Source organism: Gordonia sp. GONU, assembly GCF_024733855.1.
Lineage (GTDB): Bacteria > Actinomycetota > Actinomycetes > Mycobacteriales > Mycobacteriaceae > Gordonia > Gordonia amicalis.
Window position 1 is genome coordinate 294,629 of the sequence record NZ_JANRHB010000002.1, and the last position, 12,862, is coordinate 307,490.

At 66.9% G+C, this 12,862-nt stretch carries 11 protein-coding genes; 2 read left to right on the forward strand and 9 right to left on the reverse strand.

Annotation, left to right across the window (positions count from 1 at the left end; all coding sequences use genetic code 11):
- Nucleotides 1-17: 17 nt before the first annotated feature.
- The 9 genes from NWF34_RS03280 to NWF34_RS03320 all read right to left on the reverse strand — a co-directional run bounded on the left by NWF34_RS03280 (nucleotide 18) and on the right by NWF34_RS03320 (nucleotide 10,110).
- The gene (locus NWF34_RS03280; protein ID WP_024499732.1) at nucleotides 18-1,277 is read right to left on the reverse strand and encodes an MlaD family protein; all 1,260 of its coding nucleotides are present in this window, start codon (nucleotides 1,275-1,277) and stop codon (nucleotides 18-20) included.
- The gene (locus NWF34_RS03285; protein WP_258324223.1) at nucleotides 1,274-2,392 is read right to left on the reverse strand and encodes an MlaD family protein; all 1,119 of its coding nucleotides are present in this window, start codon (nucleotides 2,390-2,392) and stop codon (nucleotides 1,274-1,276) included. Before NWF34_RS03285 ends, NWF34_RS03280 begins: the two co-directional genes overlap by 4 nt.
- Nucleotides 2,389-3,495 (reverse strand): MCE family protein, encoded by a 1,107-nt coding sequence (locus NWF34_RS03290; RefSeq protein ID WP_258324224.1) that lies wholly within the window; start codon nucleotides 3,493-3,495, stop codon nucleotides 2,389-2,391. The genes NWF34_RS03285 and NWF34_RS03290 overlap by 4 nt, the downstream gene beginning before the upstream one ends.
- Nucleotides 3,492-4,523 carry an MCE family protein gene (locus NWF34_RS03295; RefSeq protein WP_258324225.1) on the reverse strand — a complete coding sequence of 344 codons (1,032 nt, stop codon included), beginning with the start codon at nucleotides 4,521-4,523 and terminating at the stop codon, nucleotides 3,492-3,494. Before NWF34_RS03295 ends, NWF34_RS03290 begins: the two co-directional genes overlap by 4 nt.
- 20 nt (nucleotides 4,524-4,543) lie before the next feature.
- Nucleotides 4,544-5,587, reverse strand: coding sequence for an MlaD family protein (locus tag NWF34_RS03300; protein WP_024499728.1), 1,044 nt, complete (start codon nucleotides 5,585-5,587; stop codon nucleotides 4,544-4,546).
- On the reverse strand, nucleotides 5,584-6,954 hold the full coding sequence (locus tag NWF34_RS03305; protein ID WP_258324226.1) for an MlaD family protein: 1,371 nt from the start codon (nucleotides 6,952-6,954) through the stop codon (nucleotides 5,584-5,586). The genes NWF34_RS03300 and NWF34_RS03305 overlap by 4 nt, the downstream gene beginning before the upstream one ends.
- Nucleotides 6,951-7,820 carry an ABC transporter permease gene (locus tag NWF34_RS03310; protein ID WP_035760773.1) on the reverse strand — a complete coding sequence of 290 codons (870 nt, stop codon included), beginning with the start codon at nucleotides 7,818-7,820 and terminating at the stop codon, nucleotides 6,951-6,953. The genes NWF34_RS03305 and NWF34_RS03310 overlap by 4 nt, the downstream gene beginning before the upstream one ends.
- Nucleotides 7,820-8,665, reverse strand: coding sequence for an ABC transporter permease (locus tag NWF34_RS03315; protein ID WP_258324227.1), 846 nt, complete (start codon nucleotides 8,663-8,665; stop codon nucleotides 7,820-7,822). The genes NWF34_RS03310 and NWF34_RS03315 overlap by 1 nt, the downstream gene beginning before the upstream one ends.
- 269 nt (nucleotides 8,666-8,934) lie before the next feature.
- Nucleotides 8,935-10,110, reverse strand: a complete 1,176-nt coding sequence (locus NWF34_RS03320) for an acyl-CoA dehydrogenase family protein (RefSeq protein ID WP_258324228.1) — start codon at nucleotides 10,108-10,110, stop codon at nucleotides 8,935-8,937.
- Between the two features lie 97 nt (nucleotides 10,111-10,207).
- Here NWF34_RS03320 and NWF34_RS03325 point away from each other — a divergent pair, with 97 nt between their 5' ends.
- Nucleotides 10,208-11,329, forward strand: coding sequence for an acyl-CoA dehydrogenase family protein (locus tag NWF34_RS03325; RefSeq protein WP_258324229.1), 1,122 nt, complete (start codon nucleotides 10,208-10,210; stop codon nucleotides 11,327-11,329).
- A complete protein-coding gene (locus tag NWF34_RS03330; protein WP_258324230.1) occupies nucleotides 11,326-12,852 on the forward strand; it encodes an acyl-CoA synthetase in 1,527 nt (508 codons plus the stop codon). Before NWF34_RS03325 ends, NWF34_RS03330 begins: the two co-directional genes overlap by 4 nt.
- Nucleotides 12,853-12,862 lie beyond the last annotated feature (10 nt).

Genomic DNA, 12,862 nt, shown 5'->3' on the forward strand with positions numbered 1-12,862 from the left:
GATCGGATGCGGGTGGTCTAGTTGAAGTGGATGTCCGGCCCGCCGAACGGTGTCGGAATGGTCTGCGGGCCACGTGGAGTCGGGTCGGTCCGGGCATGGGGATCGCTGCCCGGCCTCGGCAGGTTCGTGTCGTCCCCCGGCGGTCGTGGCGCCGCACCCGCGCCGCGCGGAAGGAGTTCGGTGTTCTTGCAGTGCGTGTTGAGGAACGGTTCCGGGAAGTCCGGGCGCGACGGCGCCGCCCGGGGCAGTCCGTAATCACATGGGACGCGCGGGAAGACGTCGACACTGCCCCACAGCCCGCCGTCGCGGAAGGCCGTGCTGATCGCGTCGAGTGTCGACCCCGAGCGCTGCGTCGGGAAGAAGAACTCCCGCAGCGCCGGGACGCGCAGGTATGCCATCTGCGACACCGTGACCAGGTTGCCGAGCAGCTGCACCATCGTCGGCGAGTTGTCGGTGAACAGCTGATCGACGTCGCGCAGTGTGGCCGGCGTCTGATCGAGCATCCGGCGTAATCCGGCGTCCATGGAACCCACACCGGCAAGCGAGGATTCGAGGTTGCCCGCAGTCGCCCGCAACCCCGGAGCCGTGTCCGCGAGTGTGGTGAGCACGACCTTGCTGGTCCGGATGACGTTCACGGTCTGCGGCAGCACCGAATCCAGAGTCGACACCAGGAACGTACCACCCCGCACGATGTCGCGGAGCTTCTGCGCACCCTCGTCGCCGGTACCGAGCTCGTTCATGATGAGCTTCAGCTGTTCCGTGTCGATCTGGGCGAGAGCCGGATCCATGCTCTCCAACAGGGTGGCCATCGGCACCGGAGTGGTGGTGCGCTTCTCCTCGACGACGGTCCCGTCGGTGAGGAACGGCGCCGAATCGCTGGCCGGCTGGAAGTCGAGGAACTGTTCACCGGCCGGCGACAGACTCGACACCCGGACTTCTCCGTCGGCCGGGATCCTGATGCCGGCGTCGATGGTGGCGACCACACGCACACCCTCGCCGTCGATCCGTACCGCGTCGACACGACCGACCGGCACGCCGCGCAGTGTCACATCCTGATTCGGAAGCAGCCCACCGGATTGCGCGAGTTCGACCTCGACGCGGATGTTCGACGCGGTCGGATCGCGCTGCAGGGTGTCGAGCATCAGGTACGCCACACCGACGACAAGAATCGTCAGTAGACCCAACACCGACAACCAGTTTCGACGACGACGCCCCCATCGCACCGCGGCGACGATGCCGCGGGCGCCGGTTTCCACGAGGTCGGGCCGCGCGCTCATCGCGGCGCCCCCGGCTCCACGTGCTGACGCAATCGCATCAGCGTGAGCGACAGCGATCCGACGAACTGCTCCCAGTCACGCATGTCCGGAAGTCGCGACCCCGGATCACCTCGGTGATTCGGATCGTCGAAGGCACCGATCGCGAACTGGGAGATCGCCACATCCGTGTGCCCCGAAGTCGCGTTGGTCAGTTTGACGATCGGGCCGAGGATGCGGTTGACCGCGTCGAGACTCGCCCCGGGAACCGTCGCCGCGGCGTTCAGCGACGCGGCGATCCGGTTGATGTCGTCCATCATTCCGCCTGCTGCGGTCCCCTTCACCGAGGGGAACGCGCCGAGTTGCCGGATGATCCGGTCGACCTGTTCGACGGTCGCCAGGATCGACTGCGTGTTGTCGGCCACGGTCCACAGTGCGGGTCCGGCAGCCGCGAGGGCGGAGTCGATGGTCTGCTGCCGCGCCGACACCGTCGACGCCAACCGGCCGGCCGCGCCGAGGACGGCCTCGATCTCGCCGGTGCGCTCCGACAGCGAGGAGACGAGCACCGTGGACTGGCGGACGAGCGTGCCGAGTTGGTGCCCGTCGTCGCCGAGCGATTCGCCCAGACCGTTGACGATGTCGGTGAGGTTGCGGATGGCACCGCCGTTGACCAGCATGGCGGCCGTCGACAGCACTTCCTCGACCGTCGCACCCGCCGAGGTGTGATCCTGCGGGATGACGTCGCCGTCACCGAGGAGGGCGGCGCCCGGCTCCGGTTCGGCGGGCGGTTCGAGGGCGACGAACACGTCGCCGAGAGGCGTGGCCGAACGCAATTCGGCACGGGTTCCGTCCGGTAGACGGGTACCGTCGGCGATTCGCATGCCGACGTCGGCGAGATAGTCGTCGACCTCCATCGACTCCACGAATCCCACGTCGGCGCCAAGGAGCCGGACCTTCGCCTTGGCGGGCAGGTTCAGCGCGTTGTCGAACTGCGCCTTCAGCTCGAAGCCGTCCCCGCTCGTGCCCGGGGACGGAAGCGGGATCTGTCCCAGGCCCACCGAACACCCGGTGAGGACGCAGGCCAGCAGGAACACCACGGCAGGGACGGCCCCGGTGCGGATTCGCTGTACGACGCTCATTTCTGCCCGACCCCCGCCATCGCTGCCAGCATGGCCGTCACCCCGAAGTCCGGCCCGAAATCCTGCGGCTTACCGGTGTTGCACCCGAGGTCCTTCAGGTTCGCCAGATTGCAGACCTCCTTGAGGACCTGCTGGTCGAAGAGGATCCGGTCGGCGAAGGTGTGCACCCGAATGGTGCCGTTCGGCTGGTCGATCGCGTTGTACGCGTTGTTCATCAGCATCGGCGTCAGATTCAGGAACTCGGAAAGCTCGCGTTCGTAGTCGGACAGCGTCCGCGTGACGGTCGTCGCATCGCGTGCCGCGTTCCGCAGCGGAATCCGGTTCTCCTTGAGCAGTTCCGAGGTCCTGGCGAGGATCTCATTGAGTTTCGCGCCGGTGTTGCCTTGGCCCAGTTGCTGATCCGCGATGACCTGACTCATCGCACGGAGGCTTCCGCCGAACTCGCGGATCGTCTTGTCGTTGTTCGCCGCGGCCTCGGTGAGGACGTCGAGGTTGTCGACGAGTTTCACGATCGCCTCCCGGGTGGCACTCGGATCGGCTCCGGTGCGCAGGGCCTTCGACAGCTGCCCGAGTGCGTCGCGTAGCGCCGGACCGTTGCCGTCCAGGGACTCCGAGGTCACCGACAGCATGTCCGCGATCGGTCCCCCACCCCTGCCGTCTCCACCGAGTTCGCCGGCCAGGTTGTCGGTCATCGTCAGCAACCGGTCGAATTCGATCGGTGTGTGGGTTCGGTCGAGGGGCAGGAATGCATCACCCAACAGCTTCGGTCCGCCCGAGTAGGCGGGCGTGAGTTCGATGTGCCGGTCGGTGAGCACCGACGACGACACCGCCACCGCCTCCACGTCGATGGGCAGTGCGATCTCATCGTCGACCTCCATGGTGACGTCGACGACGGTGCCCCGTGGGCTGATGTCGGCGATGTGGCCGACGGTGATCCCCAGCACCGACACCTTGTTGCCCTCGTACAGACCTGCGGCACTGTCGAACTGAGCGACGATCCGGTGGGCACCGGTGGACGGGTTCCAGATCGCGGCGACCGTGGCCGCAACCGCGACGGCGATCGCCGTCACCACCACCAGCGTGCGCATACGTGGTCGTCTCATCGGCAGTCCTCGAAATACGGTGCGCGTCCGACCTGTTCGGCTCGACCACTCAGCGCGCACATCCACGAGTCGATGAGAAAGCCTGCGGGTCCGGTGAAGTCGACATAGTTGCCGGCGCCGGTCGCGTTGGTGAAGTTGCGCACCGGCAGCGGCAGAGCCTGCAGGGTGTTGCGCAGCAGGTCGTCGTGGCGGGCGAGCGCGCCGAGCATCCCGTTCAGGTCCTCGATCAGAGCATCGATCGCCGGACGGTTCACGACGGTGATGCGGTGCAACTGTGCGACGAGAGCGGTGGTGGCGTTGAACATCCCGGTGACGGCGTCACGGCGGCGGGTCAACTCGACCATCAGGTTTCGGCTCTGCACCATCAGCGACCCGATGTTGCTCTCCTGGTTCCGGATGACCGTGGTGACACGTTCGGCGCCGGTGATCAGCTCGCCGAGCTGAGTACGCCGGGTCGCGATGATCTCCGAGAGGGTGTGCGCGGTGGAGATGGCCTCCGGGACCACGTCCGGCGCGCCCTCCAGCTGCGTCGACAGCGTGGTCATGGCGTCGGCGAGTCCACCGGCGTCGACCTTCTCGAAGTTGGTGGTGGCGTCCTCGATCGTGTCCTGCAGGTCGTAGGGAACCTGCGTGTTTCCCAACGGAATCCGGTCGCCTTCCAGCGATCCCGATCCCTGCGGGGTGATCGCGATGTAGCGCGACCCGAGGATGGTGGTCAGTTTGATCGCTGCCTTGGTGTCGTTGCCGAGACGCACTCCGCGGTCGATGTTCATCGAGATGATGACCCGGTTCCCGTCGAGACGCGAACCCTTGACCTCCCCCACCGGCACGCCGGCGAGGGTCACCTGATCGCCGTTCCGGATTTCCCCGGCCTGCGCGAACTCGGCCTCGATGTTCTTGCGCCCGACGTCGATCGCACTGATGCCGACGACGAGCGCCACGACGAGGACGAGTGCGCCCACACCTCCGAGGCCGAGGTAGAGCGAGTTCCGTTCGGCGATCGGCTTCCGGGGCGATCGTTCGGTCATGCGGCGGTTCCCTGACGTCTTCATGGCTGGCAGATCGGTGAGTACTTCGGCTTCCCGCCGGGCGTCGCCGCAGCGACGATCGCCGGGGTCAGCGGCGTGAGGAAGGGGACGAAGTCGGCGGGGTTGAGGTCACAGACGTAGGCGCTGAGGAAACTGCCCTCCTGACTCACGCGGGCCATGCCCTTCAGTAGCAGCGGGACGTTGGCTCCCAGGTACTCGAACTCGGATTTCTTCTCGGCGAAGTGCGCGAGGAAGCCCGGCTGACGGGTGAGGAAGGCGTCGAACGACGGTGCGGTGTCGGAGGCGATCTCCGCGAGGCGTCCACCGACTTCTGTCATGACGTCGGCGGTTCCGACGAGATCCTCACGGTGCGCCGCGAACGCCTCGAAGATCTCCTGGGCGCGTCCGATGACCTCCTGGATGCCACCGGTCTGCCGGGACAGTCCGGCCAGCACCTTGCCGAGGTCGGTGATGACGTCGCCGAGCAAGGCGTCCGGGCCCGCGAAGGATTCGGCCAGCGACGAGGTCTGCGCCAGCAAACGGGTGATCGCTCCGGTCTCACCCTGCAGCGCGCCGACGAGCGAACTCGACAGATCGTTCACCTTATCCGGATCGAGAACACTGAACAACGGCTCGAATCCGTTCAGCAGCGCGGAGATGTCGAACGACGGCTCGGTGTGATCCACCGGGATCTCGCCGCCGGGCTCCAGTGGGGCAGGAGAATCGAACTGCCCCAACGACAATCCGAGATACCGCTGGCCGATGATGTTCTGGTACGTGACCGCGGCCTTGGTGTTGCCGCTGAGATCCTGCCGGGCGTCGACGCGGAAGTGGACGCGGGCGAGGTTGCCGTCGAGCTCGATCGAGTCGATACGCCCCACGCGCACACCGGCCATCCGGACGTCGTCGCCGGTGCGGAGCCCGGACACATCGGTGAACACGGCCGAGTACGCCGACGTCGGGCCGGAGACATCGCGACGCAGGGTGTTGATGATCGTCCACGTCAGCATGATCGCGACGACGAGGAACAACGACAGCCAGATGATCGACCTGCGGTAACTCATCGCCCTCCCTCCGTCGCCCGCTCGCCCGGTGCGCGCCCCGGCTTCTGATCGGGCTTCTGTCCCGGCTTCTCGACCTTGATGTCACTCCCGCGCAGCAGTGGCCCCAGGAGGAGCGCGGTCACCTCGTTGGCACCCGGGCCCAACAGCTTTCGGAGCGCCTCGATCTCCGCCCGACTGCCCACCGGTCCGACGTTGCCGCCCATGAGTCCGGCAGGAGGCCTGTAGTTCTTGGGTTGCAACACCTGAGGCAGTGTCGGGCGCCCGACCGTGGCCGGTGCCCACTGACACGAGTTGCCCACCAGGTCGCCGTACCGCGGGCAGTCCGCGCGCGAGTACATCCGGTGCGGCGTTAGTGCCCACACGAAGTGGCCGGTCCCGCGCTGCTTCTTCGGATCCCAGAACTCCGTCATGAACGTCTCGGACAGGTTCGCGATCTTGACGGTGATCGGCGCCAGGGCGGGACCGCCGTCGGCGAAGACGTCGAGGACGGGTGCGAACGAACTCGTGATGGTGATCATCCGGTCGGTGTTGTTGCCGAGCGCGGTTTCCGAGGTACCGAGCGTGTGCTGCCCGGCGCTCAGCAGATCGGTGAGCGCAGCCTGTTTCTCGGCGACGGTCTGCATCGGCACGATGGCGTGGTGGACGGCGTCGAGCAGATCCGGCGCCGATCGCTGCAGTCCCCCCATCGCGGTGGCCAGCTCACTCAGGCGGGAGCGGGTCTCACCGTCGTCGATGGCGCGGTTCAGCTCGGTCATGATGGTGACGAGCTGCCCACCGGCGGTGCGGATCTCGGAGCCCTGACTGCGGGTGGCGGTGGCGAGTGCGGCGAGCACGCCGACGGTGTCGTCGCGCCGGTCGCGGCCCATGGCGTCGACGATGTCACGCAACTTGGTCAGCACGGTCTGGAGTTCGATGGTCTCCCGACTCGTGTCGGCCTCGACGGTGTCCCCGTCCTGCACCGGGCGACCCGCCTGATCGGGATGGTCGAGCAGCTGCACCGACGACACCGCGAACACGTTGCTGGGGACCACGCGAGCGGTCACGGTGTCCGGGATGCCCTGTGCGCTGGCGGGATCGAGTGAGATCGCCACCCGATTCGGTTCACCGTCGGAGCCGGGTTCGACGCCGGTGACGATGCCGACGAGACTGCCGCGGAACTTCACGTCGGACTTGGCGGGGATGCCGTCGCCGACGTCGGTCAGCAGAGCGGTGATGGTCACCCGGTCGTCGAGCGCCCCGGTCGACTTGAGGAGCAGTGCGGCGACGACGGCGGCGATCACCGCGATACCGATCAGCCCGCGGACCAGCAACATCCGGTCCGTGGGCCCCCCCGCCTCGGATTCGAGGGAGATCGTCCGCACGCTCACCCTCCGAGCCTCGATCCGGAACTGACTCCCCAGAATGCGAGTGTCAGAAGGAGATTGACGACGATCATGGAGCTGATACCCAGGCGCATCGCGCGTCCCACCGCGACGCCGACGCCCTGGGGTCCGCCGCGCGCGTAGTAGCCGTAGTAACACTGGATCGTCGTCGTGATGGACACGAAGACAACGGCTTTGATCACCGAGTAGATGATGTCGGGTCCGGCCATGACGAGATGGAAGTAGTGCTGGTAGGTGCCGATCGACACGCCTCCGGCGAGTGCGACGACCCCCTGGACCACCACATAGCTCAGGACGAGGCACATCACGAACAGCGGGATGACGGCGATCACCGACGCGACCAGTCGCGTGGTGACCAGGTAGGGGATCGAGCGGATGGCGAGGGTCTCCATCGCGTCGATCTCCTCGGTGATCCGCATGGCGCCGAGTTGGGCGGTGAAGCGGCATCCCGCCTGCGAGGCGAACGCCAGGGCCGCCATGATCGGCGCGAGTTCCCGGGTCGACGCCGAGGCCGAGATCAGTCCCGTCGCCTGACCGAGACCGAGCATGCGCAGCGCGTTGTACCCCTCGATCCCGACGATGGCGCCGGCGCTGGCCCCGAGGACGAGGATGACGCCCGCCGTGCCGCCGCCGACGACCAGCGAGCCGTTACCCCACGTCACGTCGGAGAGGATGCGCAGGAACTCTTTCGTGTAGTGCCGGAACATGGCCGGAATTCCCACGATGGCGCGTGCGAGGAACGACAGCATGTGCCCGAGGAGACGGATCGGTCTCGTCACCGAGGCATAGACGGAGGCCAGAGGCCGCACGCCGGGCGGGTAGTACGGGGCGGCCGCCTTCAACGCGCTCATCAGAAGGACGCCCTCGGGAACACCATCACGTACATCTGGGTGAAGAGCACGTTGACCAGCATCAGCAGCATGATCGACCCGACCACGGTGGAGTTGACCGAGTTGGCGACGGCCGCTGGACCACCACTGGTGGCCAACCCCTTCTGGCAGGCGACGATGGCCACGATCATGCCGAACACCAGCGCCTTGACGAGCGTGAGGACCATGTCGCCGACCGTGGCGAAGGACGCGAAGGTCGCGACGAAGCTGCCCGGCGCCCCTTCCTGGACGTAGACGTTGAACAGATAGCCGGCGAGGAATCCGACGAACGTGACGATGCCGGTGAGAGCGGTGCCGACGAGCATCGCCGCGGCCAGGCGCGGCACAACGAGTCGCCGGATGGGGGACACACCCATCACGCGCATCGCGTCGATCTCCTCGCGGATCGTGCGGGAACCGAGGTCGGCACAGATCGCCGATCCGACCGCCGCGGCCATCATCAGCGCCGTGACGAGCGGGGCACCCTGGCGGATCACCGCGAGTCCGCTGGCCGCACCGGCCAGTGAGGTTGCGCCGACCTGGCCGGCGAGGAGACTGAACTGGATCGCAAGCGTCACGCCGATCGGAATCGCGACGAAGAAGGTCGGCACCAGTGCGGTGTTCGCCATGAACACCGCCTCGCGGATGAACGCCTCGAGCGGGAACTTGCCGCGAACGAGGTCGGAGAAGAGATAGCGGAACGACTCGATCCCGAGCTTGATCTGCTCACCGACCGTGATGAACGACTGGCCGGGGTGACGGCGCACGTAACCCGTCGACCACTCGGCTATTTCCGTTGCAGCACTTTCTGTTTGAACATCCGCCATGGGTGGCGGCGCCCCGGGCCGCGGTGCGGCCCGGCCTGTCGCGATGCTGTCGTCTCCCCCGGTCAACTCAGCTCCGATCATGACCCGTGGTCACCCGATTAGCTATCTCAATCGGGTAATCCATCTAACTCATTGCACGGTATCAGCTCTGCCGTGAGAGGCAAGTCACATTGGCGAATCGGCTCGGTCGACCGTTCGATCCGCCCGTCACAGACCGCCACTCCGCCGGCCGAGTAGGCCCGAGGGGCTGCCCGAGGGCGGTATCGAGGTCAACGGGGCAGTCCCAGACCCCGCTCGGCCACCAGATTGCGCAGCACCTCGTTGGTCCCGCCCGCGATCGTGAAGGCACGGGCGTACAGGAACGCGTCCTGCCACCACCCGTCGGCATGGGCGGCGGGATCGCCTTCGACGCGGATCGAATCGCCCGCTTGGACCGACATGCCGTATTCGGCGAGAGCCAGATTGATCTCGCCGAAGAAGATCTTGGACAGCGCGGCATCCGCGGCGTCACCCGTCCCGGCGACCGCCCGCGACTCGCCATACGCCGACAGCAGGGCGTTGACCTGTACGGCAGCCGTCAGCCGACCGACCTCGCGGCGTACCTCGCCTCGGTCGATGAGCCGTGCGTCGTCGCGCGTCGTCGACGAGACGAGGTCGACGAGGTCGTCGAGCGCGCGGAACAAGGTGACGCCGCCGCCGGCACTCGACCGTTCCCTCGCGAGGCTGGACGTGGTCACCATCCAGCCCTTGTTCTCCTCGCCGATCACGTTCTCCACCGGCACCTTCACGCCGTCGAGGAAGATCTCGTTGAAGTCCGCGGTCCCGGTGATCTCGCGCAGCGGCCTCACCTGCACTCCCGGACTCTTCATGTCGATGGCGAATGCCGTGATTCCCTTGTGTTTCGGGGCGTCGGCATCGGTCCGGGCCAGCAGGTAGCCCCAGTCGGCGTGGTGCCCGTTCGTCGTCCACACCTTCTGACCGTCGACGACGTAGTGGTCGCCCTCCCGACGGGCGCGTGTGTGCAGACCGGCAAGGTCACTGCCCGCGCCGGGTTCGCTGAACAGCTGGCACCAGATGTGTTCGCCGGACCGAATCCGCGGCAGATAGAAAGTCTTCTGCTCCTCGGTACCGAAGTCGATGATCGCGGAGGCCGCCAGGAGTCCGCCACCCACCGGCATCGGCGCACCCGCCTTCGCCAACTCCTCGGAGACCACCGCCTCATGACGCGGGTGCGGATCGGGCAGTCCGCCGTACTCGACCGGCCAGTTCACCCCCAGCAGTTGGCGGCCGTAGAGTTCGGCCGTCCACTTCCGCAGCGCCGGGATCTCCGACGCCTCGGGCGCCCTCACCCCTGCTTTGTGCGGCCGTCGGGGCGCGCTGTCGGTGCACAGCTCGCGTACGCGCCGGCGGAGATCGTCGAGTTCGGGATCCTGACCGAGTCTCACGGTGAAACCTTCCCGGGGAGATGTTGTTCTGTCTACACTGTGACGTGTCTCAATCAGTGAACTGTATCGGTACGTTGCCACCTGGCACGGAGGATTGATGGATTTCGAGCTGACAGACGAACAACGTGCGATCCGGGATTCGACGCGATCGCTGTTGCAGAGTCATCCCGGTGCTGCGCGCGCCGTCGCGGATTCACCGTCCGGATTCGACGCCGGATTATGGCGCCAGGGAACAGAACTCGGCTGGTCTGCACTGGCCGCACCGGAAGACGTCGGCGGCCTCGGGCAAGGCGTGGTCGACCTGGCCGTCGTCGCCGTCGAACACGGCCGGTTCGTCACGGCCTCGCCGTTCATGCCGACGGTCGCGGTACTCGACGCTCTGCTGCGGGCCGGCGACGACCACGCCGCGCTGATCGACGCTCTCGCCAGCGGCGAGTCCTCGGCCGCCTGGGCGTTCACCGAACCCCATCGGTCACCGACCGTCGACGCGCTGCAGACCACCGCCGTGGCCGCCGATTCCGGGTATCGGATCACCGGCGAGAAGGTGACCGTCGCCGATGCGTCGACGGCCGATGTCCTGCTGGTCGACGCCGTCCTCGAAGGCAACCCCGCCCGTTTCCTCGTCCCCCGCGACGCCTCGGGGGTGAAGATCCGCCGGATCGAATCGCTCGACATCACCCGCGAACTCGACGACATCACGCTCGACGCCGTCCACGTGGGTCAGGAGGCGCTACTCGGCTCCCCGGACACCGCCCGCGCGGCCATCGAGCGGACCCTGCGCCTGATGACCGTCCTGGCCTGCGCCGAACTCGTCGGTGTCGGCGAGTACCTGCTGGAGACCTCGGTCGACTACGCGAAGGCCCGGGAACAGTTCGGCGTGCCGATCGGCAGTTTCCAGGCGGTCAAGCACAAGTGCGCCGACATGCGCATGTGGGTGCAGGCCTCCCGCGCCGCCACGTTGCACGCGGCGATGTCACTCGACGCCGACGAAGCGGGCTCATCGCTCGAGACCGCGAGAGCGGTCAGTGTCGCGAAGGCCTTTGTGTCCGACTCGATCTGCAAGACCGCCGGCGAGGCACTCCAGGTGCATGGCGGTATCGGCTTCACCTGGGAACACGATCTGCACCTCTACATCCGCCGGGCTCGCGCGAACGCCGCACTGTACGGCGATGCCGACCATCATCACGAAGCGCTGTGCGCTCTCCTGGAGGCGCGATGAACCTCAGCGAGATCGCCGCAGCCCGTCCGGACAACGATGCGATCGTCCTCGCCGACGGTTCGGCTCGCGTCACCTTCGCCGACCTCGATCGTCGTTCGCGACGTCTGGCCGACTTCTTCGCCGCACAGGGACTGTCGAAGGGCGATCACATCGCCATCGTGATGGAGAACCGGCCCGAGTTCCTCGAGGTCGCGTGGGCCGCCCAGCGCTGCGGCCTGATGTACACCCCGGTCAACTGGCACCTCACCGCCGCCGAGGCCGAGTATGTCGTGAACGACTGCGGTGCACGGATACTCATCTCCGGCGTCGGGGCCGGTGAGCTGGCCGCCGAGATCCTCACGGGTGCCGCGGGCGTCGAGACGGCGATCGGCGTGGGTGGTCCGATCGACGGGCACCTCGACTACGAATCCATCGTCGCCGGCACCCCCACCTCGACCATTACGCACGAGCCCATCGAGGGCTACTACTTCTTCTATTCGTCGGGAACCACCGGACGCCCCAAAGGAATCGAGCCCACCCACGACTTCCCTCCGTTCGGCACCGGCCTCCCGCTCGACTCGATGATGCCGGCGTACGGGGTCAGCTCGTCGACGGTCTACCTGTGTCCGGCTCCGCTGTATCACGCTGCGCCACTGGGCTGGTCGCTCGCAATGCAGCGGCAGGGCGCCACCGTGGTGCTCATGCCGTCGTTCGACGCCCGCGAATGCCTCAGTGCGATCGAGACACACCACGTCACGCACGCCCAGTTCGTGCCGACGATGTTCGTCCGGATGCTGAAACTCGACCCCGAGGTCCGTTCGTCCTTCGACGTGTCGTCTTTGCGCCTGGTGGTCCATGCGGGCGCGCCGTGCCCGGTCCCGGTGAAGCAGCAGATGATCGAGTGGTTCGGTCCGGTGTTGTTCGAGTACTACTCCGGCAGCGAGGGCAACGGCATGACTGCGATCACCTCGCCCGAGTGGTTGGAGCATCCCGGCTCGGTGGGCCGTGCCGTGTACGGCGAGATCCACATCGTCGACGACGCGGGCGACGAACTCCCCACCGGCGAGATCGGTTCGGTGTACTTCGCCGGGACACGAGAGTTCCGCTACCTCAACGATCCCGCCAAGACCCAGGATGCCCGCAACGCGCGCGGTTGGCAGACCATCGGCGACCTCGGTCATCTCGACGCCGACGGCTACCTCTACCTGTCCGACCGGCGCAGCGACCTCATCCTCTCCGGCGGCGTCAACATCTACCCACAAGAGATCGAGTCCGCACTCGTCATCCATCCCGCGGTCGCCGACGTCGCCGTCATCGGCGTCCCCGACGACGAGATGGGAGAACGGGTCCACGCGGTGATCGAACTCGCCCAAGGCGTGGAGCCCGGCGACGCGGTCACCGACGAACTGGTGGCGCACTGCCGAATCCACCTCGCCGGCTTCAAACAGCCGCGGTCGATGGCGTTCGTCGACGAGGTGCCGCGGACGCCATCGGGAAAACTGTTGCGGCGCAGACTCCGCGAGGCGCAGCCGACCGCGCACTGAGACGCCCCCG